The sequence below is a fragment of the Comamonadaceae bacterium M7527 genome, assembly GCA_021044545.1.
GTDB lineage: Bacteria > Pseudomonadota > Gammaproteobacteria > Burkholderiales > Burkholderiaceae_C > RS62.
On sequence record CP087990.1, the window covers coordinates 882724 to 908170 of the forward strand.

At 56.8% G+C, this 25447-nt stretch carries 25 protein-coding genes, 1 other RNA gene, 2 pseudogenes and 1 riboswitch; of the genes and pseudogenes, 12 read left to right on the forward strand and 16 right to left on the reverse strand.

Annotated features, from left to right (window positions below; genetic code table 11):
* Positions 1-3 precede the first annotated feature (3 nt).
* The 6 genes from LN050_04180 to LN050_04205 form a co-directional block, all read right to left on the reverse strand.
* On the reverse strand, positions 4-1683 hold the full coding sequence (locus LN050_04180) for a TRAP transporter large permease subunit (protein UFS57031.1): 1680 nt from the start codon (positions 1681-1683) through the stop codon (positions 4-6).
* A 5-nt stretch (positions 1684-1688) separates the two neighbouring features.
* The gene (locus LN050_04185) at positions 1689-2258 is read right to left on the reverse strand and encodes a TRAP transporter small permease subunit (protein UFS57032.1); all 570 of its coding nucleotides are present in this window, start codon (positions 2256-2258) and stop codon (positions 1689-1691) included.
* 203 nt (positions 2259-2461) lie between these two features.
* Positions 2462-3586, reverse strand: a complete 1125-nt coding sequence (locus LN050_04190) for a TRAP transporter substrate-binding protein (GenBank protein UFS57033.1) — start codon at positions 3584-3586, stop codon at positions 2462-2464.
* 295 nt (positions 3587-3881) lie between these two features.
* On the reverse strand, positions 3882-5762 hold the full coding sequence (dxs, locus tag LN050_04195) for a 1-deoxy-D-xylulose-5-phosphate synthase (GenBank protein ID UFS57034.1): 1881 nt from the start codon (positions 5760-5762) through the stop codon (positions 3882-3884).
* A gap of 29 nt (positions 5763-5791) precedes the next feature.
* Positions 5792-6727, reverse strand: a complete 936-nt coding sequence (locus LN050_04200) for a polyprenyl synthetase family protein (GenBank protein UFS57035.1) — start codon at positions 6725-6727, stop codon at positions 5792-5794.
* A complete protein-coding gene (locus tag LN050_04205; GenBank protein UFS57036.1) occupies positions 6724-6993 on the reverse strand; it encodes an exodeoxyribonuclease VII small subunit in 270 nt (89 codons plus the stop codon). Before LN050_04205 ends, LN050_04200 begins: the two co-directional genes overlap by 4 nt.
* A gap of 271 nt (positions 6994-7264) precedes the next feature.
* Between LN050_04205 and LN050_04210 the strand changes: the two genes are divergently transcribed.
* The 3 genes from LN050_04210 (at position 7265) to LN050_04220 (ending at position 10340) form a co-directional block, all read left to right on the forward strand.
* Positions 7265-8404 carry an aromatic ring-hydroxylating dioxygenase subunit alpha gene (locus LN050_04210; GenBank protein UFS57037.1) on the forward strand — a complete coding sequence of 380 codons (1140 nt, stop codon included), beginning with the start codon at positions 7265-7267 and terminating at the stop codon, positions 8402-8404.
* Between the two features lie 101 nt (positions 8405-8505).
* Positions 8506-9441, forward strand: coding sequence for a DMT family transporter (locus LN050_04215; protein ID UFS57038.1), 936 nt, complete (start codon positions 8506-8508; stop codon positions 9439-9441).
* 29 nt (positions 9442-9470) lie between these two features.
* Positions 9471-10340 (forward strand): sulfurtransferase, encoded by an 870-nt coding sequence (locus LN050_04220; protein UFS57313.1) that lies wholly within the window; start codon positions 9471-9473, stop codon positions 10338-10340.
* A gap of 124 nt (positions 10341-10464) precedes the next feature.
* Here LN050_04220 and ispF read toward each other — a convergent pair whose 3' ends face one another.
* Genes ispF through LN050_04235 form a run of 3 tightly spaced genes read right to left on the reverse strand, consistent with a single transcriptional unit; the run spans position 10465 to position 11830 of the window.
* Entirely contained in the window at positions 10465-10983 is a 519-nt protein-coding gene (ispF, locus tag LN050_04225; protein UFS57039.1) for a 2-C-methyl-D-erythritol 2,4-cyclodiphosphate synthase, read from the reverse strand.
* A 20-nt stretch (positions 10984-11003) separates the two neighbouring features.
* Positions 11004-11480: a 2-C-methyl-D-erythritol 4-phosphate cytidylyltransferase gene (locus LN050_04230; GenBank protein UFS57040.1), complete on the reverse strand. Its 477-nt coding sequence runs from the start codon at positions 11478-11480 to the stop codon at positions 11004-11006.
* 5 nt (positions 11481-11485) lie between these two features.
* Positions 11486-11830: a hypothetical protein gene (locus tag LN050_04235; GenBank protein ID UFS57041.1), complete on the reverse strand. Its 345-nt coding sequence runs from the start codon at positions 11828-11830 to the stop codon at positions 11486-11488.
* Between the two features lie 129 nt (positions 11831-11959).
* Between LN050_04235 and mfd the strand changes: the two genes are divergently transcribed.
* Together mfd and serB are read left to right on the forward strand one after the other, a co-directional pair.
* A complete protein-coding gene (gene mfd, locus LN050_04240) occupies positions 11960-15481 on the forward strand; it encodes a transcription-repair coupling factor (protein UFS57042.1) in 3522 nt (1173 codons plus the stop codon).
* 19 nt (positions 15482-15500) lie between these two features.
* The gene (gene serB / locus LN050_04245) at positions 15501-16235 is read left to right on the forward strand and encodes a phosphoserine phosphatase SerB (GenBank protein UFS57043.1); all 735 of its coding nucleotides are present in this window, start codon (positions 15501-15503) and stop codon (positions 16233-16235) included.
* Here the strand turns inward: serB and LN050_04250 are convergent.
* The 3 genes and pseudogenes from LN050_04250 to LN050_04260 all read right to left on the reverse strand — a co-directional run bounded on the left by LN050_04250 (position 16232) and on the right by LN050_04260 (position 17101).
* On the reverse strand, positions 16232-16537 hold the full coding sequence (locus LN050_04250; protein ID UFS57044.1) for a hypothetical protein: 306 nt from the start codon (positions 16535-16537) through the stop codon (positions 16232-16234). The two genes, serB and LN050_04250, sit on opposite strands and share 4 nt — an antisense overlap.
* Positions 16534-16755 carry a DUF3820 family protein gene (locus tag LN050_04255; protein ID UFS57314.1) on the reverse strand — a complete coding sequence of 74 codons (222 nt, stop codon included), beginning with the start codon at positions 16753-16755 and terminating at the stop codon, positions 16534-16536. The genes LN050_04250 and LN050_04255 overlap by 4 nt, the downstream gene beginning before the upstream one ends.
* Positions 16755-17101 (reverse strand): annotated as a pseudogene (locus LN050_04260) (stress response translation initiation inhibitor YciH). The gene LN050_04255 and the pseudogene LN050_04260 overlap by 1 nt, the downstream one beginning before the upstream one ends.
* 136 nt (positions 17102-17237) lie before the next feature.
* On the opposite strand from LN050_04260, the gene LN050_04265 reads away from it, so the two are divergent.
* The gene (locus LN050_04265) at positions 17238-17657 is read left to right on the forward strand and encodes a DUF2237 domain-containing protein (GenBank protein ID UFS57045.1); all 420 of its coding nucleotides are present in this window, start codon (positions 17238-17240) and stop codon (positions 17655-17657) included.
* A gap of 20 nt (positions 17658-17677) precedes the next feature.
* Here LN050_04265 and LN050_04270 read toward each other — a convergent pair.
* Positions 17678-18903: pseudogene (locus LN050_04270) on the reverse strand (PLP-dependent aminotransferase family protein).
* A 67-nt stretch (positions 18904-18970) separates the two neighbouring features.
* Between LN050_04270 and nth the strand changes: the two are divergent.
* The gene (gene nth / locus LN050_04275) at positions 18971-19612 is read left to right on the forward strand and encodes an endonuclease III (protein ID UFS57046.1); all 642 of its coding nucleotides are present in this window, start codon (positions 18971-18973) and stop codon (positions 19610-19612) included.
* A 37-nt stretch (positions 19613-19649) separates the two neighbouring features.
* Here nth and LN050_04280 read toward each other — a convergent pair whose 3' ends face one another.
* Complete coding sequence (locus LN050_04280; GenBank protein ID UFS57047.1) at positions 19650-20453, reverse strand: cobalamin-binding protein; 804 nt, start codon at positions 20451-20453, stop codon at positions 19650-19652.
* A gap of 10 nt (positions 20454-20463) precedes the next feature.
* A complete protein-coding gene (locus LN050_04285; GenBank protein UFS57048.1) occupies positions 20464-22275 on the reverse strand; it encodes a TonB-dependent receptor in 1812 nt (603 codons plus the stop codon).
* 113 nt (positions 22276-22388) lie between these two features.
* A riboswitch (cobalamin riboswitch) is annotated at positions 22389-22634 on the reverse strand.
* A gap of 17 nt (positions 22635-22651) precedes the next feature.
* Between LN050_04285 and LN050_04290 the strand changes: the two genes are divergently transcribed.
* The 4 genes from LN050_04290 to LN050_04305 all read left to right on the forward strand — a co-directional run bounded on the left by LN050_04290 (position 22652) and on the right by LN050_04305 (position 24279).
* On the forward strand, positions 22652-22900 hold the full coding sequence (locus tag LN050_04290; GenBank protein ID UFS57049.1) for a DUF904 domain-containing protein: 249 nt from the start codon (positions 22652-22654) through the stop codon (positions 22898-22900).
* Positions 22897-23211, forward strand: coding sequence for a cell division protein ZapA (locus LN050_04295; protein UFS57050.1), 315 nt, complete (start codon positions 22897-22899; stop codon positions 23209-23211). Before LN050_04290 ends, LN050_04295 begins: the two co-directional genes overlap by 4 nt.
* 19 nt (positions 23212-23230) lie before the next feature.
* Positions 23231-23412: non-coding RNA, 6S RNA (gene ssrS, locus LN050_04300), on the forward strand.
* 30 nt (positions 23413-23442) lie between these two features.
* On the forward strand, positions 23443-24279 hold the full coding sequence (locus LN050_04305; GenBank protein ID UFS57051.1) for a sulfite exporter TauE/SafE family protein: 837 nt from the start codon (positions 23443-23445) through the stop codon (positions 24277-24279).
* A 32-nt stretch (positions 24280-24311) separates the two neighbouring features.
* On the opposite strand, the gene rraA is transcribed toward LN050_04305, so the two are convergent.
* Positions 24312-24836, reverse strand: coding sequence for a ribonuclease E activity regulator RraA (rraA, locus tag LN050_04310; GenBank protein UFS57052.1), 525 nt, complete (start codon positions 24834-24836; stop codon positions 24312-24314).
* 289 nt (positions 24837-25125) lie between these two features.
* On the opposite strand from rraA, the gene LN050_04315 reads away from it, so the two are divergent.
* Positions 25126-25407 carry an SWIB/MDM2 domain-containing protein gene (locus LN050_04315; protein ID UFS57053.1) on the forward strand — a complete coding sequence of 94 codons (282 nt, stop codon included), beginning with the start codon at positions 25126-25128 and terminating at the stop codon, positions 25405-25407.
* Positions 25408-25447 lie beyond the last annotated feature (40 nt).

Genomic DNA, 25447 nt, shown 5'->3' on the forward strand with positions numbered 1-25447 from the left:
GGCTTACCAGTTTCCGCCGTCACCACTGTTGTAGTCAATGGTCTCAATGTTGAGCATCTCCTCGACTTTGTCTTTGCTCAAGCGGTCGACTTCCTTGATGTTGCCAGACACCAACTGAGGGTTTAGCAAGATCACGCCCACCATGATGATTTGCAGCACGATAAAGGCGACAGAGCCCTTGTAAATCTGCGCAGTCGTGACGGCTGGTATGCGCTTCTTGGTAATGACGTCGTCGTAGTCGTGACGCGCCGCAACACTTCGCAAGTAGAACAGCGCAAAGCCAAACGGCGGCGTGAGGAACGAGGTTTGCATATTCATGGCAATCAGGATGCCGAACCAAATCAGGTCAATGCCCATTTTGTCGGCCACGGGGGCCAGCATGGGGATGATGATGAAAGCAATCTCAAAGAAGTCTATGAACATGCCCAGCAAAAACACCAGCAGGTTCACAAAGATCAAAAAGCCCATCTGACCGCCGGGTAGCTTGTCAAACAGGTGCTCTACCCAGATATGACCGTCTGCCGCGTTAAAGGTAAAGCTAAACACGGTTGAGCCAATCAGGATGAACATCACAAAAATGGACAAGCGTGTGGTGCTCTCAAGCGCACCTTTGAGTACGCTCAGGCCCAAGCGTCCGCGCACCGTGGCCATCACAAAGGCACCCAGAGCACCCATGGCACCGCCCTCTGTTGGCGTGGCCACGCCCAAGAAAATAGTGCCCAACACCAGGAAGATCAAAATCAACGGTGGAATCAACACAAACGTGACTTGCTCTGTCAGCTTGGACATCAGGCCCAGGCCAGTCATGCGGTTAACCGTTGCCAGCGCCAAGGCCAAAAAGCTGGCTACTGTGACCGACATGATGAAACGCTCATCGCCAGGCGCAGGTGTGATGCGCTCTAAAAACGGATTCATCACGCTTTCGTGGATGTCGTACCAGACAAAACCCACAACGGCACACAGCACAATCAACGCCAGCAAGGACTTGTGGCCACTGGCGCCATTGCTCTCTGTGTAAATGCGAGCCTCTAATGGCAATGCCGGCACCCACTTGGGCTTGACAATAGCCACGCCTGCAATAAACAGCAAGTACAAACTCACCAGCATCAAGCCAGGAATCAAAGCGCCTTGGTACATGTCACCCACTGATCGACCCAGTTGGTCCGCCAGTACGATCAAGACCAGCGAAGGCGGCAACGCCTGCGCTAAAGTGCCTGACGCCGTAATAGTGCCAGTAGCAATGGCGCGGTTGTAGCCGTAGCGCAGCATGATGGGCAGCGAGATCAGGCCCATGGAAATCACAGCAGCCGCTACAACGCCTGTGGTAGCCGCCAACAAAGCGCCCACCAGAATAACCGCCACAGCCAAACCACCACGCACGGGACCAAACACCTGGGCGACCGTCTCGAGTAGATCTTCAGCCATGCGGCTGCGTTCCAGAATAATGCCCATCAAGGTGAAGAACGGAATGGCCAACAGCGTTTCGTTGGACATGATGCCCACCACACGCAAGGGCAACGCTTGGAACAATACGTCTGGAAACAAACCAACTTCCATACCCAAGAAGCCAAACGCCAAGCCCGTCGCCGCCAACGAAAACGCAACAGGGAAGCCCAGAATCAGAAAACACAACAAGCCGGCAAACAACACCGGCACAAAGTTCACTTGTAAGAATTCAATCATGATGATCACTCAGCCTTTGCAGCAGCAGCGGCTGCATCGTCTTCAGGGTTGCTGTGGGCCAGCACGTCGGGGCCGTCTGCCAACAAAAAGTTGAGGCGCTTGATCAGCTCGGAAATGCCTTGCAAGCCCAGCAGCGCAAAACCAGCCGGTACAAAGGCGTAAACAGGCCAGCGAATCAACCCACCGGGGTTGAACGACATCTCGCCTGATGTGTAGGCTTGCATGGTCACAGGCATGGCCAACGCAATCATGAGGTAGCAAAGGGGCAGCAAAAACACCACAATGCCGCCCACATCTATCCAGTTGCGGGTGCGCGACGAAAATTTGGACGATAAAAAGTCAATACGCACATGTACATTTTTCAAGAATGCATAGCCTGCACCCAACATGAATACAGCCGCAAACAAATACCACTGGATTTCAAGCATGGCATTGGAGCCAATACCCAGGGTGTAGCGCACCAAGGCATTGCCCGCACTGATGAGCGTAGAGGCCAAAATAAGCCAAATAGAAATTTGCCCCACCAACGTGGTTAAGCCATCAATGGCACGGCTAAGAATAAGTAGATTTTTCATAGTATCGTTATTGGTATCAAACGATTTGTAAGACGCACACAAACCGCGTTGGCTTGTACGCCGCAAAACCCACATGACAGTCGGACAAAGCCCATTAGAAACCTGTCATCTTTATCAGTCTTTCGCAAAACGAAAAACATTGCAAGTCTCAACAACAAAAAGCCCCGCACTGCGGGGCCTTTTGCTTAACTTTAACCCACCGCTTACAGGTCAGCCTGTTGCATGTAACGGTCAAAGGTGGTCTCGGTCAAACGGAACCACTGGTTTTGATCCCTACGGAACTGACTGTAATCAGCGTAGATTTTTTTCCAATCCGCGTCTGTGTCATTCAGCTCTTCGTAAGACTTTTGCGCAGCATTGAACGCAGCGTCCATGACGTCCTTAGGCATCTGGCGCAGCTTGGTGCCGGTCGCCAACAGCTCTTTCAGGGCCTTGGGGTTGCGCACGTCGTACATGGCTTGCATGGTGACGTGGGCTTGCGTGGCAGCCATACGAACGATGTTCTGGTACTCGCTGGACAACTTGTTGAAAGCGTCGTTGTTGACCAACACGTCTAGCTCTGGACCACCTTCCCACCAGCCTGGGTAGTAGTAGAAAGGCGCAACCTTGTTGAAGCCCAACTTTTGGTCGTCGTAAGGACCAACCCACTCTGTCGCGTCAATGGTGCCTTTTTCCAGCGCCTGGTAAATCTCGCCGCCTGGAATGCTTTGTGGCACGCCACCGATTTTCTCGACGATGGTGCCGCCGAAGCCACCAATACGCATCTTCAAGCCTTGGATGTCGGCCAGGGACTTGATTTCTTTGCGGTACCAGCCACCCATTTGGGCACCTGTGTTGCCCGCTGGGAAGTTCACCATGTTGTACTTGGCGTAGAACTCACGCATCAGCTTGCCGCCGTTGCCTTCAAACATCCATGCAGTGCGCTGGCGGCTGTTCAGGCCAAAAGGAATGGCGCAACCCAAAGCAAACGCTGGGCTCTTGCCAAAGAAGTAGTAAGGCGCCGTATGCGCACACTCCACGGTGCCTTGCTGCACGCCGTCCACCACGCCAAATGCGGGCATCAGCTCGCCACCTGCGTGCACAGAGATCTGGAACTTGCCGCCAGTCATGTCACTGACGTTTTTGGCGAACTGCTCAGCACCACCAAAAATAGTGTCCAGCGCCTTGGGGAAGCTGGAGGCCAAACGCCAGCGAACGGTTTCACCAGTGTGCACAGCTGGTGCTGCGGGCGCCGCGGGAGCTGCGGCCTCTTCTTTTTTGCCACAGGCAGCTAAAACGCCTGCCAAGCCAACAGCACCTGTTGATGCAATTAGGGAACGACGATCCATATCGATTGACTCCGTTTTCTATGAATAGACAACACACACCAACTGGCACGTGCATGACCAACTATTTAGTCAGCGTTCATTGTAGGCATACGAACCGCCATTTTTTGCGCGGGTTTTCCCTCTGAATACCAACGTATGCCAATACCCGCGCGGCATTGAAGGCATTGAGCATAGCTGGGCAATTGCAGTGAAATTTTTTCCACACTGACATGAAAGGCCTGCACAAGCGTCAGCAAGCAGTCAGCAACAATTCCACAGCCGTCGCGCATCGGTCAGCGCGGCAACCGTGCAAGTATTAAAAAAATCTGCCGCGTATAGCGTCTTCAACACCGGCCGCACTCAAACCCACTTCGGCGAGTAGCTTGGCAGGGTCTCCGTGCTCCATAAATGTATCGGGCAAGCCCAGTTGCAACACGGGGTGGGCATGGGTGTTGGCCTGCAACCACTCCAACACAGCGCTGCCTGCACCGCCCGCCACTGCACCCTCTTCCAGTGTGACAAAGCTGTGGTGGTTGGCACACAGCTGCGCCAGCAACGCCTGGTCTATGGGCTTGACCCAGCGCATATCGACCAGGGTGAGGTCCAGCGCATCAGCCGCTTGTCGGGCCATGTGCAGCAGCGTGCCAAACGCCAACACGGCCACACCCTTGCCAGTGCGCACCACCTCCCCCTTGCCAACGGGCAGCGCGTCCAAAGACGCACCAGCGTCGACACCTGTGCCGCTGCCACGCGGGTAACGCACAGCCACTGGGTAGTCGCAAGACAACGCGCTGGACAACAAGCCACGGCACTGCGCCTCGTCGCTTGGGCACGCAATGCCCATATTGGGTATGCAACGCAAAAACGGTATGTCGTAAGCACCGGCGTGTGTGGCACCGTCTGCGCCCACGATACCTGCACGATCCAGGGCAAATAGGACGGGCAGCTTCTGAAGTGCGACGTCGTGCACCAGCTGATCGTAGCCGCGCTGCAAAAACGTAGAGTAAATCGCCACTACTGGTTTCAGTCCTTCGCACGCCATGCCCGCAGCAAAGGTCACGGCGTGTTGCTCGGCAATGCCCACATCAAAGTAACGCTTGGGGAATTGTTTGGCAAATGCCACCATGCCAGAGCCTTCGCGCATGGCCGGCGTGATGCCAATCACGCGCTCGTCTGCTGCAGCTGCGTCACACAACCAGTTGCCAAACACATTGGAGAACGTAGGCTTGGGTGTTTGCGCCGGACGTGTCAGGCCTACGCTGGGATCAAATTTGCCTGGGCCGTGATAGGCCACGGGGTCGGCCTCGGCCAGCTTGTAGCCTTGGCCTTTTTTGGTGACCACATGCAAAAACTGTGGACCCTCCAAGTGCTTGATGTTCTCTAGTGTGGGTATGAGTGAATCCAAGTCGTGCCCATCAATGGGGCCTATGTAGTTAAAGCCAAACTGCTCAAACAAGGTGGCCGGTACGACCATGCCCTTGGCCGTTTCTTCCAGGCGCTTGGCCAGCTCGAACAAGGGCGGCGCCACCTTGAGTACACGCTTGCCCACATCTTTGGCCGCTGCATAAAATTGCCCACTCATCAGCTGGGCCAAATAGCGGTTGAGCGCGCCAACGGGAGGCGAGATCGACATGTCGTTGTCGTTCAGGATGACCAGCAGTTTGCAGTCTTCAACACCGGCGTTGTTCATGGCCTCAAACGCCATGCCGGCGGTCAGCGCGCCATCACCAATCACGGCAATGCTGTGGCGACTCGAGCCTTGCAACTTGGCCGCCATGGCCATACCCAAGGCGGCAGAGATAGAGGTAGACGAGTGAGCCGTGCCAAAGGCATCAAACTCACTTTCACTGCGTACCGGAAAACCACTGATGCCGCCTTTCTGGCGCAGCGATGCCATGCGCTCGCGCCTGCCAGTGAGTATCTTGTGCGGGTAGGTTTGATGGCCCACGTCCCACACGATGCGGTCATCTGGCGTGTTGAAGACGTAGTGCAAGGCCACAGTCAACTCGACAGTCCCCAGGTTGGAACTCAAATGCCCACCTGTTTTGGACACGCTTTGCAACAGATAGGCGCGCAACTGGTCGCTCAACGTACCGAGCTGGCTGCGCGGTATGGCGCGCAAGTCTGCAGGCGAATCTACGGCGTTTAGCACGTCAAAAGAAGCCTGATCGGGCTGGTTCATGTCTGCATTTTCCATTGGTGTATTGCTGCTTGGCCTGCGTTTATTTAATGGCTGCGCGCCACAATTTGGTCGGCCAGGGCTCGCAGCGCCGGACTGTTGTCCAGTCCTGCATCATCTAGTGCGGCCTTGGATTGCGCTATGGCCTGCAGCGCATAGGCTTTTGCCGCATCCAAGCCCATTAAAGAGACAAAAGTCGGCTTGTCGGCCAAAGCGTCTTTGCCAGCGGTTTTGCCCAAGGTTGCGGTGTCTGCCAGCACGTCCAACACATCGTCAACCACTTGAAACGCTAATCCCACTTTCTTGCCGTATGTGTCCAATGCCGCCAACTCTTGCGCGCTGGCATGGCCACACACGCCCCCCATCAACACGGCTGCATGTATCAGCGCACCTGTTTTAAGGGCGTGCATGTGCTCAAGCTGGGCCAGGTCAGGCGGCAGGCCTACGCTGGCCAAGTCAATGGCTTGTCCACCTGCCATACCTTGCGCGCCGGCGGCTACGCTTAATAACTGGCACAAGCGCAGCTGGGCTGCCACCGGCAAGCCACTGTCGTCATTCAAGCCGTCCTGAGTGAGCACCACAAACGCCTGTGCTTGTAATGCATCTCCTGCAAGAAGCGCTTGGGCTTGGCCGTATTGCACGTGCACAGTGGGCTTGCCGCGGCGTAGCACATCGTTGTCCATGCAGGGCATGTCGTCGTGCACCAACGAGTAGGCGTGAATCATCTCAACAGCGCAGGCCGCGCGCATGGCAGCGTCGCGTTGGGCTGCAGCCAGCAAATGGGTGTCTTGTTGGGCAACAGCCTCGCAGGCCGCAAAGGCCAACATGGGGCGCATGCGTTTGCCACCACCTGTTAGCGCATATTGCATGGCCTCTAACAGGGTTGCTGGCGCGCTGCTGGGCAGGTTTTGCAACAGCGCCAGCTCCACCTCATCGAGGCGCGCTTGTTGCCAAGCGCCAATGTCAAAACCTGGCGCGCTCACGCATCACGCTCCCAGGCTTTGGCTTGATCACCCTCTAAAACCTTCACCTGGTTCTCAACAGCATCCAGCTGGGCGCGGCAATATTGCAGCAGCTGCGCGCCTCGCTTGTACTGGCCCAACAATTGGTCCAACGGCAATTGACCAGCCTCCAGTTGGGCCACCAAGGTTTCCAGCTCACTCACAGCGGCTTCGTAGTTGGCTGGCACTGGGCCCTCAACAATGGTCTCGGTGGTGGCCTTGGCTTTTGCGGTGCTGCTTTTAGTCATGAGTAGGTGGTTGCTCTGGGCGTTGTGTGATCCGGCTTATTCTAGGTGCTCACACGTGCCGGGTTTTCGCCCATCGGTGCGGTGGGGCTTTTGCAAATAGCCTAGGGATGACATAGGTATTTGAGCAGGTTAAAATCCCATGCTTCGCTAAAACTTTCAGGAGTTTGCCGCACCAGCAGGTTTTGACCTGTAGGCAAAATCATTTTGTGCAGCCTTTGAGCCGCGCGCCCACCTGCCCCTTCATAGGGGGAGTCTATAGGTCAAGACCAACATGTCTGATTTAAGTCTTCAACTTCAGCAGGCCAAGAGTCAACTCTCGGTTTCCAGTTATTTTGATGATGCGCTGTTCAAGCGCGAGATGGAAACCATCTTCCAGTCTGGTCCTCGCTACGTGGGCCACCGCCTTGCGGTGCCCGAGCGTGGCGACTATTACAGCCTGCAGCACGAAGGCAATGGCAGAGCTCTGGTGCACGGCGCAAACGGCATAGAGCTGCTGTCCAACGTGTGCCGCCATCGCCAGGCCGTGATGCTAAAGGGCCAAGGCAACTTAAGCCAAACGCAGGCCGGTAGCGCGGGTGGCAACATCGTATGCCCCCTGCACCGCTGGACCTACAGCGACAAAGGCCAACTGCTGGGCGCGCCACACTTTAGCCAAGACCCTTGTCTAAACCTCAACCAATACAGGCTGCGCGAGTGGAACGGCTTGCTGTTCGAAGACAACGGACGCGACGTGGCGGCTGATTTGGCGGGCCTTGGCCCGGCAAGCGCCTTGAACTTTGACGGCTACGTGCTAGACCATGTGGAAATGCACGCGTGCAACTACAACTGGAAAACCTTTATCGAGGTCTACCTGGAGGACTACCACGTAGAGCCCTTTCACCCAGGCCTTGGCAACTTTGTGACCTGCGACGACTTGCGCTGGGAGTTCAATCCCGAGTACTCGGTGCAAACCGTGGGTGTGACCAACCTCAAACAAAGCGGCAGCCCTGCCTACCAGCGCTGGCACGACGTACTGATGCAATACCGCCAAGGTGAGCTGCCGCAGTACGGTGCCATTTGGCTCACCTACTACCCGCACATCATGATTGAGTGGTACCCGCATGTGCTGACGGTATCAACGCTGCACCCCATGGGGCCACAACAAACCATGAACGTGGTGGAATTCTTTTACCCGGAAGAAATCGCTGCGTTTGAGCGCGAGTTTGTAGAGGCGCAACGCGAGGCTTACATGGAAACCGCCGTTGAAGACGACGAAATCGCAGAGCGCATGGACGAGGGCCGACGCGCCTTGCTCGCGCGTGGTGACAGCGAAGTAGGCCCCTACCAAAGCCCAATGGAAGACGGCATGCAGCACTTTCACGAGTGGTACAACAGCAAAATGAACCTCGACAAGGCATCGCACAGCGGCTAGCACCAGTGCCGCAAAAGACCTTTAGCGGTAAGCTATGGCGCTTGTTGAGCATTGCTTGGCAAGCGCTTTTTTTCGTCTTCAAACCACACCGTCACCGCCTTATGCAAGCCCTCTGGATGCTGCTAGCAGCCTTTTTATTTGCCACCATGGGCGTGTGCGTCAAGCTGGCATCGGCGCATTTCAACAACTTTGAAATCGTGATGTACCGCGGCTTGATTGGCGTGATGGGCTTGCTGTGGTGGTGCCACTACCGAGGCGCAGGCTTGGCATTTTTTAAAACACGTTTTCCAATGATGCATTTGTGGCGCGCAACAGTAGGCGTGATCTCACTGTGTTGCTGGTTTTACGCCATCGCGCACATTCCGCTGGCGACGGCCATGACCATGAACTACATGAGCAGCGTGTGGATTGCCACCTTCCTGGTAGGCGGCGCGCTGATCATGCAACGCCCAGGCGAGCCATTGGCACGCCAAGGTCCTTTGGTTATCACCATTTTGTTGGGTTTTGCAGGTGTGGCACTGTTGCTGCGCCCTACTCTTAACGCCGACCAAGGCTTTGCGGCCCTGGTGGGCCTGATCTCTGGTGTGGTGGCCGCGCTGGCCTACTTGCAGGTGTCCGCTTTAGCGAAGGTGGGTGAACCCGAGACCCGGGTGGTGTTTTACTTTTCATTGGGTGCAGCCATAGCAGGCGGCATAGGCACTATGGTGGTGGGTGCCGGTGTTGCCAGTACAGACGCTTTAGACGCCCAAGCGTTTAGCTTATGGGGCGCCGTGTGGCTGCTACCTGTGGGCATACTCGCGCTACTGGGCCAAATTTGCATGACCAAAGCCTACGCCAGCGGCGCTACGCTGCTGGTGGCCAATCTGCAATACGCAGGCATTGTGGTGGCCAGCCTGTACAGCGTGTGGCTGTTTGACGACCACTTGCCCCCCAGCAGTTGGGGCGGCATGGCGCTTATAGTGGCAAGCGGCATTGCAGCCACGGTGCTGCGCGCGCGCAGCCTGTCGCCAACACCACCACAAGAACAACTGACCTAAACCGCGAGCACCATCGACTCATGAGCACCATGTTTGACCTCATCATCTCTGCACCACAACTGCTGGCCTTACCCCAAGACAAGGTCTGCGTACTGGACTGCAGTTTTGACTTGAATGCCCCAGACACTGCCAGACAAGCTTTCGCGGCCAGTCACATTGCAGGCGCACACTTTGCCGACCTGGACTCACATCTCAGTGCGCATGGCGACGTACCAGCGGTTAACGCAGGCCGCCACCCGCTGCCCACACGTGAATGGTTTGCCTCGCAACTGGGCTTGTGGGGTATCACGCCCACCACGCAAGTGGTGGTGTACGACCGCAACGGCAACAACTTTTGCGGACGCGCGTGGTGGATGTTGAAGTGGTGTGGCCACCAAGCTGTAGCCATACTGGATGGCGGCTTAGCCGCTTGGCAAGCCGCAGGTGGAGCGGTGTCCAACACCACAGTGCCGCCTGCTCCTGCCAAAGACTACCCGCTTGCAGCACCTTTGGTGCAATGGCGTGACACCGCCACAGTACTGAGCAACTTGCAACACCAGCCAGATACACAGTGTGTTGTGGATGCGCGCAGCGTGCCACGCTTCAGGGGTGAGACAGAACCACTAGACCCCGTAGCAGGCCACATCCCTGGGGCACGCAATCACCCGTTTAACACCAACTTTGACAGCAATGGTTTGTTTAAGAGCGCACCAGAGTTGCAAGCCTTGTGGGCGCAAACCTTAGCCGGGCGGGACCCCGCCACCGTTGTGATGCAGTGCGGCAGCGGCGTAAGCGCCGTGCCCAATGTGGTCGCCATGGCCTTGGCTGGCCTGCCCATGCCTGCCTTGTACGCTGGCAGCTGGAGCGAGTGGAGCCGCACACCCGGCACGCCCAGACAAACCATTAAAGGCTTGGTATAGCGGCTACATGCGCCCAAACCCAACGCATGGGGATACAGCTCAGCTATTGGTGGCAGCGTCAGCCATGGGCGCTCACAGCGACAGGACTTGATGCAGTCCATGCTCTGTTTATTCGCAACTGCGGTTAGCGCCTGGTGATCAACACCACCGCCTGTGCCTCAATGCTTTTGCCCTCACCCACAGGCCCCATTTTTTCGGCTGTCTTGGCTTTGACGTTCACGCAGTCAGCCTCAACCTGCAGCAGCTGTGCAATGCGCTTGGTCATGCTTGATCGATGCGCCGCCAGCTTGGGCGCTTGAGCCACCACGGTGCAGTCCACGTTGCCCACAAACCACCCCGCCCCATGCAACTTGGCAACAACCTGAGCTGTTAACAGTGCCGAGTCAGCGTCTTTGTTGACAGCGTCTGTATCAGGGAACAGGCCGCCAATGTCGCCCATGCCCGCAGCACCCAACATGGCGTCAATGATGGCGTGCAACAACGCATCGGCATCCGAGTGGCCCAACAAACCTTTGCTGTGCGGTATGGTCACGCCGCCCAATACGAGTGGTCGCCCGTAGACCAAGGCATGGGTATCCCAGCCTTGGCCTATGCGAAAGCTGGGGCCAGGTGTCGTTTGTGGTGGTGGTGTGTTGATGCTCATGCTGTGCTCTTTGCGTCCGTCTAGGCGCTGGTCTGTGACTTGCGTCCGCGCAGCATTACGCCGGCCAGATCAAAGTCTGTGGGGTAGGTTACTTTAAAATTGTCCGCGCCGCTGGGCACCAACAAAGGCGACTGGCCCATGCGCTCCATGGCGCTGGCTTCATCGGTTATGTGCGGCCACGCTTGCTCATCGGCTTGCGCATCCCGTAACGCATTGAGCAAACTGCCCAGCTTGAACAACTGTGGCGTTTGCGCCAGCCACTTGCCACTGCGTACCACGGTATCGGCCACGGCAGCTACGCCTTGACCAAGATCATCTTGGCGCGCCACTTTAATGGTGTCGGGCACGGGCAGCGCCAGCAAACCACCACGCTTGTGCGCCACGCAAGCCGCAATCAGCGTATGTATGGCGCTGGGCTGCACCAGGCAGCGTGCAGCGTCGTGCACCAGTACCCAGTCGCTGGGCTGGGCATCACAGCTGCCTGACAAATACTGCAAACCATTCAGCACCGACTCGGCCCGGCTAGCCCCCCAACCGGTGCGGCCAGCCAGCCAGACACCAACGGCGCAACAAAGCTTGGCCACAAGTCGTCTCCAGGCGACAACACCGCAACTTGGCTGCCTGCATGCCACGCGCCGCCACTGGCGTGATCAACATCAACAAGGTCCAAGGCCTTTAAGGTATGCACCACCAAAGGCACACGTTCAAGCATCTGGTATTGCTTGGCCAAGGCGTGGCCTGGCTGCAAGGCTCGTTGGCCCACACCTGCGCAAGGCACGACGGTGTGGCAACGCAGGGGCACGCCATGCGGCTGGGCCAAGGTACTAAAAGTGGGGGGATTACTCATGGTTATTTGCTTGGGTGTCGCGCCATTGTAGGCAAGGCGGTAAACTGCATGTTGCACCCCGACGCACTGCGAATCGGGGTTTTGTCGTTGTGCGCAATCCAGAAGTCTCAATAGACACCCCAGTTTTATATGCAACTACCCAAACTAAGCGCCGGCAAACGCTTTACCTTGCCCCAGCCCAAGGCCTCTAGCGACGCCATGTGGCTGGCCCAGCTGGCTGTGCGAGAGAAAGCAGCTGGCAGGCCCTTGCTGATAGTCACCGCTGACGCAGCCACCAGCACCCGCTCGCTGGACGAGATGGCATTTTTTGCGCCAGACGTGCGTGGCGCTTTGTTCCCAGACTGGGAAACACTGCCCTACGACCACTTTTCACCGCATCAAGACCTCATCAGCGAGCGCTTGGCCACGCTGTGGCGCATCAAGCAGCGCGATGCCCAGGCCGGTGCGGACGTGGTGCTGGTGCCGGCCACCACAGCCTTGTACCGTTTAGCGCCGCCGTCATTTTTAGCGGGCTACACCTTTGAATTCAAGGTCAAGCAAAAGCTAGACGAGACCAAGCTGCGCGCACAGCTCACTACGGCTGGTTACAACCATGTGTCGCAAGTGGTCAGCCCGGGCGAGTATGCCGTGCGCGGCGGCCTGATTGACTTGTTCCCCATGGGGTCGTTGGTGCCCTACCGCGTCGATTTGTTTGACGACGAAATCGACAGCATTCGCACCTTTGACCCAGACAGCCAGCGCAGCCTATACCCCGTACCTGAAGTGCGCCTGTTGCCAGGGCGCGAATTCCCCATGGACGATAGTGCACGCGCGCGCTTCAGAAGCCGCTGGCGCGAAGTGCTTGAAGGCGACCCCACCAAAAGCCGCATCTATAAAGATATGGGCAATGGCGTTGCCACTGCGGGTATAGAGTACTACCTGCCCCTGTTTTTTGACGACACAGCCACCGTGTTTGACTACCTCGGCGCCGACGCCACCGTAGCGCTGGTGGGCGACCTGGAAAGCGCCTTTGGCCAGTTTTGGCGCGACACCACCGATAGGCACCGCCTGCTGGCAGGTGATCCAGAGCGCCCCGCCTTACCACCAGCCAGTCTGTTTTTAAGCGCTGAAGCGTTTTTTACCCACGCCAATGCCCACGCACAGCTGGCCTTTAAGACCTTTAGCGTTGATCACCAGCAAGCTTTAGACAGCCCGGCCAACAACCCATTCCCAGCATTTGCCACGCTGCCAGACTTGACTGTCGAGCGCGGGGGCGACGAGCCGCTGATCAAGCTCAAGCGCTTCATCACCAACGGTGGCTGGCGTGTGCTGTTGTGTGCTGAGAGCGAAGGCAGACGCGAAAGCTTGCAAGACTTCTTGCGCGCCAGCGGCATTGCGCCACCCAGCTTTGACAGCTTGCAAGCCTTTGAAGCCAGCGACGAGCCCGTCGGCATAGTGGTATCCAACCTCAGCGTCGGTTTTGTAGCGGTAGAAACCACTGTGGCACTGATCACAGAAACAGAGCTTTTTGCAACTGCGCCCACCACCCGCAGACGCCGCAGACAAGAGCAAGCCAGCGATGTGGACGCGCTGATCAAAGACCTGAGCGAGCTCAACGTCGGAGACCCCGTGGTGCATAGCGCACACGGCATTGGCCGCTACCACGGCCTGATCAACATGGACTTGGGGCAAGGCGTAGACCAGAACGGCAACGTTTCATTACAGGAGTTTTTACACCTCGAGTACGCCGACAACGCCACACTGTACGTCCCAGTGAGTCAGCTACACCTCATTAGCCGCTACACCGGCGTGAGCGCCGATGAGGCCAAACTGCACCGCTTAGGCAGTGGCCAATGGGAAAAAGCCAAAAAGAAAGCCGCCGAGCAAGTGCGTGATGCAGCCGCCGAACTGCTCAACATATACGCACGCCGCCAAGCCCGCCAGGGTCACGCATTCAGGTACAGCCCCGCCGACTACGAACGCTTTGCCAATGACTTTGGCTTTGAGGAAACCGCCGATCAACGCGGCGCCATCCACGCCGTTATTCAGGACATGATCTCGCCACGCCCCATGGACAGACTGGTGTGTGGAGACGTGGGCTTTGGCAAAACAGAGGTGGCTTTGCGCGCGGCGTTTGTGGCGGTTACGGGTGGTCGACAAGTGGCGTTTTTAGCGCCCACCACCTTGCTGGCTGAGCAGCATTACCAAACCCTCATAGACCGCTTTTCGCACTGGCCTATCAAAATCGCCGAGATGAGCCGCTTTCGGTCAGCCAAAGAAATTACCGCTGCTGCCAAAGGCTTGGCTGAAGGCACAGTCGATATTGTGGTGGGCACACACAAGCTGCTCAGCGAGTCTGTCAAGTTCAAGGATTTGGGACTGTTAATCATCGACGAAGAACACCGCTTTGGCGTGCGCCACAAAGAGGCCATGAAGGCCATGCGCGCCGAGGTAGATGTGCTCACACTCACCGCCACCCCCATACCGCGTACCTTGGGCATGGCACTTGAGGGCTTGCGCGACTTGTCGGTGATTGCCACAGCACCGCAGCGCCGCCTGGCCATCAAAACCTTTGTACGCAACGAGGGCCAGGGCGTGATTCGCGAGGCGGTGATGCGTGAGCTCAAACGTGGTGGTCAGGTCTACTTTTTGCATAACGAAGTGGAGACCATTGAAAACCGCAAGCAGCAGCTTGAGGCTTACTTGCCCGAGGCGCGCATTGCCATTGCACACGGTCAAATGCCTGAGCGCCAACTGGAGGCCGTCATGCGTGACTTTGTGGCGCAGCGTTTTAATGTGTTGTTGTGTTCCACCATCATTGAAACTGGTATTGATGTGCCCACCGCCAATACCATCGTGATGGCGCGCGCTGACAAATTTGGTTTGGCGCAGCTACACCAGCTGCGCGGACGCGTAGGCCGCAGCCACCATCAAGCCTATGCCTACCTGCTGGTGCCCGACACGCAAAGCCTGACCAAACAAGCGTCTCAACGCTTGGAGGCGATTCAAGAAATGGAAGAGCTGGGCTCAGGCTTTTACCTGGCCATGCACGACCTAGAGATTCGTGGCGCGGGCGAAGTACTGGGCGAAAACCAAAGCGGCAATATGCTTGAGGTGGGTTTTCAGCTGTACAACGAAATGCTGGCCGAAGCTGTGGCCAGCCTAAAGGCTGGGCGCGAACCCGACTTGCTCAGCCCGCTGGCTGTGGTCACCGACATCAACTTGCACGCACCGGCGCTGTTGCCCAGCGACTATTGTGGTGATGTGCACTTGCGCTTGAGCTTTTACAAAAAATTGGCAACAGCCAAAACCACAGACAGTATTGACCGATTGATGGAGGAAATTGCAGACCGCTTCGGCAAGCTGCCGCCACAAGCTGTGGCGCTGGTAGACGTTCACCGACTGCGCGTGCTGTGCGCGCCATACGGCGTGGTGAAGGTTGACGCTGCGCCCACAGTGATCAACATCACGTTTAAGAAAGATGCACCCATAGACCCCGCCAAAATCATTGCCATGATCCAAAAAAACCGCCACATCAAGCTGGCAGGCAATGACAAGCTGCGCATAGAAAAAGCCCTGCCAGACCCCAACCTGCGTGCACACATGGTGCGCGATGTGTTGCGCAACCTGGGCGAGCCTACCAACGCACCAGCACAAGAACTGACAGTCTAAATAGCCAACCGTTTAAGCCATGACCAATCAAGCTGACACCCACACGCATACCCAGCACGCACCTGGCCTGCTGCTCAAGACAGGCGCAAGCCTGCAACCGCTTGGCCAATACAAGCTCATTGCATTTGACATGGACTCCACGCTCATCAACATCGAGTGCATCGATGAAATTGCAGACGCTGCTGGCAAAAAAGCTGAAGTCGCCGCCATCACTGAGGCGGCCATGCGCGGTGAGCTCACAGACTTCAGAGACAGCCTAACAAGGCGTTTGGCGCTGTTGGCGGGTGTGCCACTGGCCCACCTCGATGCTGTGTACCACCAGCGCTTGCGCTTAAACGAGGGTGCACAAGCCTTGGTGCAGGCGTGCAAAGCGGCTGGCCTGTATTGCGTGTTGGTGAGCGGTGGTTTTACTTACTTTGCAGACCGCGTCAAAGACAGCCTGGGGCTTGACATGGCCAGAGCCAACGCCCTGGAAGTGGAAGATGGCAAGCTCACTGGCAAGCTGCTGATGCAAAGCTGGGGCGACATATGTGACGGCGACGTAAAACGCCAAACCGTTTTAGATCTGTGCCAGCAACTGGGCTGCAAGCCAAGCCAGACCATAGCCGTGGGCGACGGTGCCAACGACTTGCCCATGATGAGTGTGGCAGGCTTGTCGGTGGCATTTCACGCCAAGCCGGCCGTGCGCGCGCAAGCAGATGTTGCGATCAATCAAGGTGGCCTGGACCGACTGTTAACAGTGTTGCCAAGCTAGCCCAGCCGCAGCTCGTAGCCACCTTCGTCCAGATAACGGTGCTCACCAAAGGCGGCTTGCACAGCGGCAGTTTCGGCCTGTTGCCAGCTCTCGAATACCTCGCGCTCAGCTTGGTTCATCACCTCCACGTCTGGCATCTCGCCAAAGGTAACGACCAAGCGCTGGTACATGGTGTACATGGGTACCACCAAACTGGCGTCGCCCAGCGAAGCCTCTAAAGCAGCGCAAAAGCGCTGCGCAGCCAAGGCTCTTTGCTCTTGCGTCGTCTCGTCGCCGGTATAAATCTTGACGGTATAAGTCATGCGCGTGGCGGGTGCCGCAATGGTTTTAACAAATCGCTCAGGCCGTTGTGGTCTATCTCGTGCATGAGTTGCAGCAACTCGCCAATACGCCCACTGGGAAAGCCCTCGCGTGCAAACCAATTGAGGTAATTGCCTGGCAAGTCGGCAATAACGCGGTCTTTGTGTTTGCCAAACGGCATTTTGGTGTCCACCAGCAGCTGTAGGTCTTGCGGTGCAATCATGGTTTGGGCTGCACCACATGAAAGCCTTTGGCGCGCAGCCATTGCGCGCACTTTTGCAGGTGGTCGCCCTGAACCTCTATGGTTGCGTCTTTGCTGGTGCCGCCGCTGCCGCAGGCTTGGCGCAGGGCTTTACCAGCGGCTGCAATATCAACGGCACTCAAAGCCAAGCCAGTCACCACGGTTACGACCTTGCCTTTGCGTTTTTCGAGCATCACACGCACTTGGCCATCGCCCAGTAAAGCGTTGGGGTCTGTGCACACGCAAGCGCTCAACGCCTGGCGGCAGGGCACGTGGTGCCCACATCGGTGCTGTACACCAATGCAGACGACGAAAGTCCTGCCAAACTGGCCAGCCCCTTGCCGCTGTTACTTGTACCTTGCTTGTTGCTACTTGCCATGCTGCCAAAAAAACACCCGTTGAACCAGTTGGCATTGTGCATCACGCCGCGCGACGACCAGTACTGGCCGCACAATAAAGGCATGACGCATGATATTCAACCAGACGACTCATCAGACTCGCCCCTTGTCACAGCCCGTAATGTCTTAGGCACAGTCCTAGTGCCTTGCAGCTTTGACCCACTGACCGGCTACTGGCGCGATGGATGTTGCAATACCGATGAACAAGACCAAGGTAGCCACGTGGTGTGCGCCCGTGTAACCGATGCGTTTTTGCAGTACTCACTGGCGCACGGCAACGACCTGATAACACCAAGACCCAGCCACCGCTTTGCAGGCTTGCGCGCAGGCGACCGCTGGTGTTTGTGCGCATCACGCTGGCGCGAGGCGCTAGAAGCTGGTGTGGCTCCGCCTGTGGTGCTGGACAGCACACATGAAAAAGCGCTGGCCTTTGTAAGCCTTGAGCAACTGCTGGCCAACGCCTACCAAGCAAAAAATCACTAGACAATCATTCGTCAAGTGCCTCACAAAGCGGGGCTAACCTGCAACGCCGCCTTGAGTTTCAACACACCCGCCTCGATGTTGTCTTCGCTCATGGTGGCAAAGCTTAGGCGCAACGCAGTGTGGTCTGGGTTGTTGGCGAAAAATGGCGCGCCTGGCACAAATGCAACGCCCAGGGCAATGGCTTTTTGGGCCAGTGCCGCGCTGTCTGTGCTGGCACCGTTGGCACCTGTGAGCTGCGCCCACACAAACAAACCACCCAAGGGGCGCACAAAACGAATGGCCTCGCCCAACTCTCGCTCAAGGGCGTTACACATACACGCGGCACGCTTGGCGTACATGCTGCGCATCTTGGGCAAGGCTTTTGCCAAGCGGCCTGAAGCCAAATACGCGGCCGCTGTAGCTTGGGCGAAGGTACTGGTGTTGGCGTCGCTGAACTGCTTGCACATGGCGGCCTTGGCCAGCAACGGCGCAGGCGCAATCATCCAGCCCACACGCAGCCCTGGACTTAGGTTTTTACTCAAGGATCCACTGTGCACAAGCCATTGGCGGCTGCCCTGCACTTGGGCACTCAGTGCCAACAAACTGGGCGGCGGCGCCTCGTCAAAGTACAAGTCTCCATAGGGGTCGTCCTCGACAATGAGTGTGCGCTTTTGCACCGCCATATTCAGCAACCGCTTGCGACGCTCTAGTGACAAGGTAGCGCCGCTGGGATTGCCAAAGGTGGGGATGAGGTACACAAACTTGGGCTGGTGCTCGTCTATCAACTCAGCCAGTTTGTCGACATCCACGCCGTTGCCGTCAACAGGCGCTGTAATGAGCTGCGCGCCATACAAGCGGAAACACTGGATAGTCGCTAAAAACGTGGGACCCTCCACAATCACTTATCGCCCGGGCTAATCAGTGTTTTGCCAATGAGGTCCAAGGCTTGTTGACTGCCTGTGGTCACCATCAATTCGTCAGGCTCAACGGCTGCGCCTTTGCTGGCCATCAAGGCGGCCAACTGCACGCGCAGTGGCTCAAAGCCTTCTGTTGCACCATATTGCAAGGCGGCTACCGGGTGGTCTAAAAGCGCTTGCTGAGCGGCCTGCGCAATGCCTTGCACATCAAACGAGCTGGGGTCTGGAAAGCCACCACCAAAGCTGATAATGCCGGGCTGACCTAGTACCTTGAACAACTCGCGAATAGCTGAAGTCTCTACGTTGGATAAGCGCTGGGCGAATAAGTCTGTATTGAAAGCGTCGGTCATAGCGGTAAGGCTTTGGAGTTGAACGGGTTGGCCTTACATTGTGCACAAACAACCGTACACTTCGCGCATGAACAAAGCCAACATTGAGCTATTTTTTGCCACCTTGGCCAAGGCCAACCCGTCTCCCCAAACCGAGCTGGCTTACACCAGCGTGTTTGAGTTGTTGGCCGCCGTGCTGTTGTCCGCCCAAGCCACAGACGTGGGCGTGAACAAGGCCACAGCCAAACTGTTTCCGCGCGCCAACACACCACAAGCCATAGTAGACATGGGCTTGCCCGCCCTGGAAGACGCTATCAAAACCATTGGACTGTACAAAAGCAAGGCGCGCCACCTCATGCAAGCCTGTGAGATATTGCTGCGCGAACACGGTAGCGCAGTGCCTGACAACCGCGAGGCGCTCGAAGCGCTGCCGGGCGTGGGTCGCAAAACTGCCAATGTGGTGTTGAACGTGGCCTTTGGTCAACCCACCATGGCGGTGGATACCCATATTTTCAGACTGGGCAACCGCACAGGTTTAGCGCCCGGCAAAAACGTGGTGGAAGTAGAAAAAGGCTTGCTAAAGCGCATACCGGCGCGCTACATGGTGGACGCACACCACTGGCTGATCTTGCATGGGCGCTACGTGTGCCAGGCCCGCACGCCCAGATGCTGGGAGTGCGCGGTGAGCCACGCTTGCGATTACCGCCCTAAAACCAACAAGCCCAAATAATGTCTTGTAAACGCAGACCCAGTGCTAGCGGCAGCTGCTAGCCATGCTGCTGGACCCAGCGCTGCATGATGGCGTGCAGCTGCGCCACACCGTCGGTCAGCGCCGCTGGTCCGGGCTGCAATATGTCGGCTGACTTTATTTCAAACAGTTGTTGGTTGACAACCGCAGGCACTTGCTCCCAACCCATTCGGGCGGCTACTTTTTCAGCGCGAAACTTCTTGCCGCACCAGGAACCCACCACAATATCTGGCCGTCTATCAATTATGGTTTGGCCGTCAGCGATGATGCGGTTTTTGCCAAGGCTCTCACAAGACAGCTCGGGAAAGCAATCCACACCACCGGCAATGCCAACCAACTCAGACACCCACTGAATACTGCTGATGTGTGGTTGGTCCCACTCTTCAAAATACACACGCGGCTTGCGCGCCCAAGCTGCGCTGGTTTGACGCATGGCGGCCAATGCCGCTTGGCGCTGCTCTATCCACGCCAACCCTTGCTCGGCGCAACCCACCATGGCCGCTACTTGGTACAGCATGGCAAATATCTGGTCAACGCTGCGCTGGTTGAACACGGTGACCTGTACACCCGCGCGAATAAGCTGCGCAGCAATGTCGGCTTGCAAGTCTGAAAAGCCAAACACGCAGTCAGGCTTTAGCGCCAGGATCCTGTCTATTTTGGCGCTCAAAAACGCGCTCACACGCGGGTGGTTGTGCCGCGCCTGTGGTGGCCTCACCGTATACCCCGACACCCCCACAATGCGGTGCTGCTGCCCCAGCAGGTACAACCACTCTGTGGTTTCTTCTGTGAGGCAAACAATGCGTTGTGGGCCGTGTGGGTTCATGCTTGGCAGTTTAGCGGTCTTGCCACTGAAGGCCCACAAACCAGCGGCGGTCTGGCGTGGCGTTGTAGCCGTCGCCGTCGTAATCGCGGTCGGCTGCGTTGTCCAGACGTGTTTGCAATGTCCAGTTGGGCGTTAGCGCTTTGCTGGCGTACAGGTTTAACAAGGCGTAGCCACGCAATGACTGACTTCCTGCGCTGTAGTAACGCTGCCCAACACCTTGCCACTGTGCGCCAACGCGCCAGTCTGATACCGGTACCATGACGTCGATGGTCGCCGACTCATCAGGGCGGTAGTTCAAGGGCTGACCTGTCTCGCCATTGCGCGCACGCATCGCGTCGAAACTACCAAGCACCGTTGCAACGCCTACCTTTGTGCGGGCGCTTAGTGTTAGACCTTCAACGTCCGCCGTCGCCAAATTTTTCCAATTGAAGGACGAGTCGGTTGCGAGCATGTCGTTAAAGCGTGTGCTGTACAGCGTGGCACTTGCGCTATCTGCGCCTTGCGAATACGCCAAGGCAAGCTCTTTACTCAAGCTGTTTTCTGGCTTGAGGTCTCGCGAACCGTAGGCTCCCAGGATCTGCTCAAGTGTTGGCGCTCGAAAACCTGTGCTCACCCCGGCACGAAGCTTTAGTGCTGGCGTAATTTGGAAAGCCCCGGCCAAGCCTCCAGACGTTGTCCGACTGAAAAACTCATCATCGTCTACGCGCAAATTGACCTGCCAGCTCAATTGCTGCACGCGGTGCGACCAGCTAAGGCTCGCAGCAGTTTGCCCGCGACTGCCCGACACAGCAAGGTTATTGGCGTCGCGATCCGCCTGTAGCCTGTCCAATTTCTGCTCTAGTCCCAGGCCGAACTCACCGGCCTCTGTTTTAGCAAGCACCTGCGCACTGAAGTCCCATGCGCGAGTCTCGAATGTTTCGGGCAAACTGCCATGAACGCCCATTCTTGTAGTGGAAAGAGCTACCTCACTGCGCACAGTATTTGTCCACGTACCACTCCACCGCAAACCTGACGTAACAGTATTGGAACGCGCGCGCGCGTTAGGTCCCAAAGCTCGCTGCCAGGTCACGGGATCGTACACATCGGAATTTGACTCCGCATCATATTCAGTTGCATTGAGCACATACCGCAACGTGTGACTTGCGTTAATTTTGAGGTCAACGCCTGCATTCAAAGATCCTCTACGCCAAGGCATAGAGCTTGCCATGCTAAGTGGGGTGAGATCTGTGTAGTAGCCATCAGAAGTGCTGCGCTGCAAGCCAAAGCGGTAGCTCAATTGGTCATCGACTTGACCGGACAAACCAAAGCCACCTGTTTTGAGCCCCTCGCTACCAGCACCTACGTTGGCGCGCGCGCCTGGCTGGCCGCCATCGGTGAACAGTTGAATAACGCCGCCCATGGCCTTTGCGCCGTAGAGGCTGCTGGCAGAACCTCGAAGAATTTCAATTCGCTGTACCTGCGAGAGGTCTAAAGTGCCCAGCCTAGGGTTGCCGCTGCCTTTGTCTTGCGGATCCACGCGAACACCATCGACATAGACGGCAGTCATATTGGCATTGGCACCACGTATGAACAATTGGGGCGAGCCCACATCAATAGACTGCACACCCGGCAAGCGCGACAGCAGCTCATTGATGGTGCCCGCGCCGTAGCGCTCAATCTCAGCTCTATCAATAACCGTAATGTCTGCCACGACATCCTCAATGGGCTGTTCATAACGGGCGGCGCTCACCACCGTTACCGGCAACACTTGGGGCATTTGCGAGGTCTGCGCCAAAGCTGAGCTAAAGGCCGCAATGGACACGGGCACAGCAAAGCCTGCCATGACTAGACGATTTGCGCGAACGCGCAATGAATGTTTTCTCATGAGTAAATACCAACAGATAAGCCCCTACCGCCTTCCCCGACAGTAATTGGACGAAACTGTGCAGGTTTTGCAACGCGCACAACGTTGTTGGCCGGTATCCGGGCTGACGCTTTTAGCTTGTCGCCTTCCCAAGTGCAAAGCACTCAGTGGCATGGACAAACTTTGGCTTGAATTTTCAAAAAACAAGCCTGCGCTTACCGTTGCGGGGGCAGCTCAGGTTAGGTGTGTGTAAACGCGTGGGTTTACTCGCCCTCCTGATTCCCGTTGAACTACAGCCGCAGAACACGGCTGTGAGCACCAACAAGCATATTGTAAAGCCCCTAGAATAGGTGCCATGGCCACACATGAACAACTTGAACAACTAACCCAGCGCGTTGAGCGCTTGTTGTTGCGTCACGAGGAGCTACAGCGCTCCTACGCTTTGCTACAAGACGAGCTAGACGTCTGCCATCGCGACCGCGACTTGCTAAAAATGCGCTTGTCCGCGGCCAAACAACGTATGGACGCATTGATAACTGGTCTGCCACAGCCGCTGTCAGACCCGTCAGCTGCATCAGCGCAACCCGAGGACACTCAGCCATGAGCCGCGTAGAAGTTCAAATCATGGGCCAAAGCTATGTGCTGGCCAGCCCAGACGGCGGCGAAGACGCCATCACCTCAGCAGCGGCCAAGGTAGATGCAGCCATGTGCGGCATCAGAGACGCAGGCAAGATCAAGGCGCGTGAGCGCATTGCGGTGCTGGCCTGCTTGAACATGGCTTTCGAAGGGGCTCAGGTACCAGCGGCAAGCGCGCCGTCTGGCAACACAACTACCAACGAGCAGCCCAGCCCAACCATTGCTGCATTGATTGACAAACTCGATGAGGCATTGGCGCAAGACGGACAACTGTTGTAGGCCCCTAGCCCTACAATAGCGCTGTCTGCGGCACGCGCTTGGCTAATATTTCCTTGTACCAATGCTCATAGAGCTAGGGCTAGAAACATTGCTTGGCTGGTGTGAGCGTCTCGCGTCAGATGAACCCGACGCCATGTCTGATCTGGCCCACCTGTACCCTTAGGTTCAGGAATGCGGCCAGGCGGTGCTTGCAGACACCCTTCTTTTTAGCCACTACCCACAACGCCAGCCATGCAGATGCTCAACTCTTTTGAATGGCCTTGGTTGGTAATTGTTGTAGAGCTGCTGGCACTAGGATTGGTCACCGGCTTTTTGGCTGGCTTGCTGGGTATTGGCGGAGGCATGCTCATGGTGCCGTTTCTCACCTACTTGCTGTCCCAGCGCGGGGTTGACGGCGCACTGGCCGTCAAAATGGCCATTGCGACGTCCATGGCCACCATCGTATTTACGTCCTTGTCCAGCGTTCGCGCCCATCACAAAAAAGGCGCCGTGCGTTGGGACATTGTGAGGGGCTTGGCACCGGGCATTGTGCTGGGCGCATTGGTCGCGAGCTTGGGCGTATTCGCCCTGCTAAAGGGTACGTCTTTGGCCCTGGTGTTCGCCACATTTGTGGGCTTTTCGTCGTTTCAAATGTTCAGAAACAAGCAGCCCAAACCGGGGCGCACCTTACCAGGCCAAAGTGGCTTGCTGGGTGCCGGTGGCGTCATTGGCTTTGCCTCTGGACTGGTAGGCGCCGGCGGTGGCTTTGTGAGTGTGCCGTTTATGACCTGGTGTAATGTGGCCATTCATCACGCGGTAGCCACCAGTGCGGCCTTGGGCTTTCCTATTGCACTGGCCAATGCGGTGGGCTACGTGTGGTCTGGCCAACAAGTGACTGATTTGCCTGCAGGCGCTTTGGGCTACATTTACTTGCCAGCACTGATCATCATTGCCATTGCCAGCGTGGTGATGGCGCCCTTGGGTGTGAAAGCAGCGCACGCCCTGCCCGTGCCCAAGCTCAAAAGGGTATTTGCCAGCTTGCTGCTGGGCTTGGCGCTATACATGGCCTACAAAGGTCTGACAGCCTAAACGCTGGCGTGTTGTTGCTGGGCATGAATTGCTCACGCGTGTATGGGTGTTCGGCTCACCACCACGCCATCAGCGTCCGCATAGAGCCAGTCACCTGCTCGAATGTGGCAACCTTGGATATGCACGGATACGTCAGCCAGCCCCTGCCCTTTACGATCTGTGGGCATAGGGTTAGAAGCCAGCGCAAAAATACCCACCTCGCACAGCGCCAGCTCTGCGACATCACGCACCGCACCGTTGATCAGCAAGCCCGCCCAACCATTGACTGCTGCGGCAGCACCCAGGTTGCCGCCCAGCAAGGCCCTGGCCAAGCTAGCCGCGCCGTCTACCACCAACACACGGCCCAGGCCTGGTGACTCAACAGCGGCCTTCACCAGACTGTTGTCGTCCAAACACTGCACCGTGGTCACAGGCCCTGCGAAATAATCACGCTTGCCAAACGAGCGCCACACATTGGGCAAGGCCCACACAGAGCACGATGCGTCTGACTTGTAGGCGTCGCACAAGTCGCACGTTGAGATGTGCACAGGTGTGCAGGCGGTATTTGCTGGATTCATAACGTTTGGTTGACTTAAGTGTGCTGGAGGCATCAATGGTGAAACATGGAACCTGGGCACTTTAACAACCCAAAGGCCGCAATTTGGTACGAAATCAGCTTTCAAAACCTTAACAAGGAGCCATAAAGAATACCAAGTAACTATATGCACTGGCTGTGCCTGGAAAAAAAATCATTCTGGGCAACTTATCACCACTGTTATCCGGTAGCATGGCTTGGTCGGGTCAACAGTTATTTGCAAGCGCAAGCTCTGTTGACATTAACGTACACCACAAAAGGATTTTCCAACAATGGCGACAGCTAAAAAAGCACCCGCAGCCAAGCGCGCACCCAATGCCGCTTTCATGAAACCCATGACCCTTAGCGCCGACTTGGCCGCCGTCATCGGTGCCACACCTATTCCCCGTACAGAAGTCACCAAGAAGATTTGGGAATACATCAAGAAGAACAACCTGCAAGACGCAGCAAACAAGCGCAACATCAACGCCGATGCCAAGCTCAAAGTGATTTTTGGCAAAGACCAGGTCACCATGTTTGAAATGACCAAGCTGATCAGCGCGCACCTGTCGTAAGCCGGTGGCCCTGCAAAAAACCACCTAAGCGCCAAGCGCC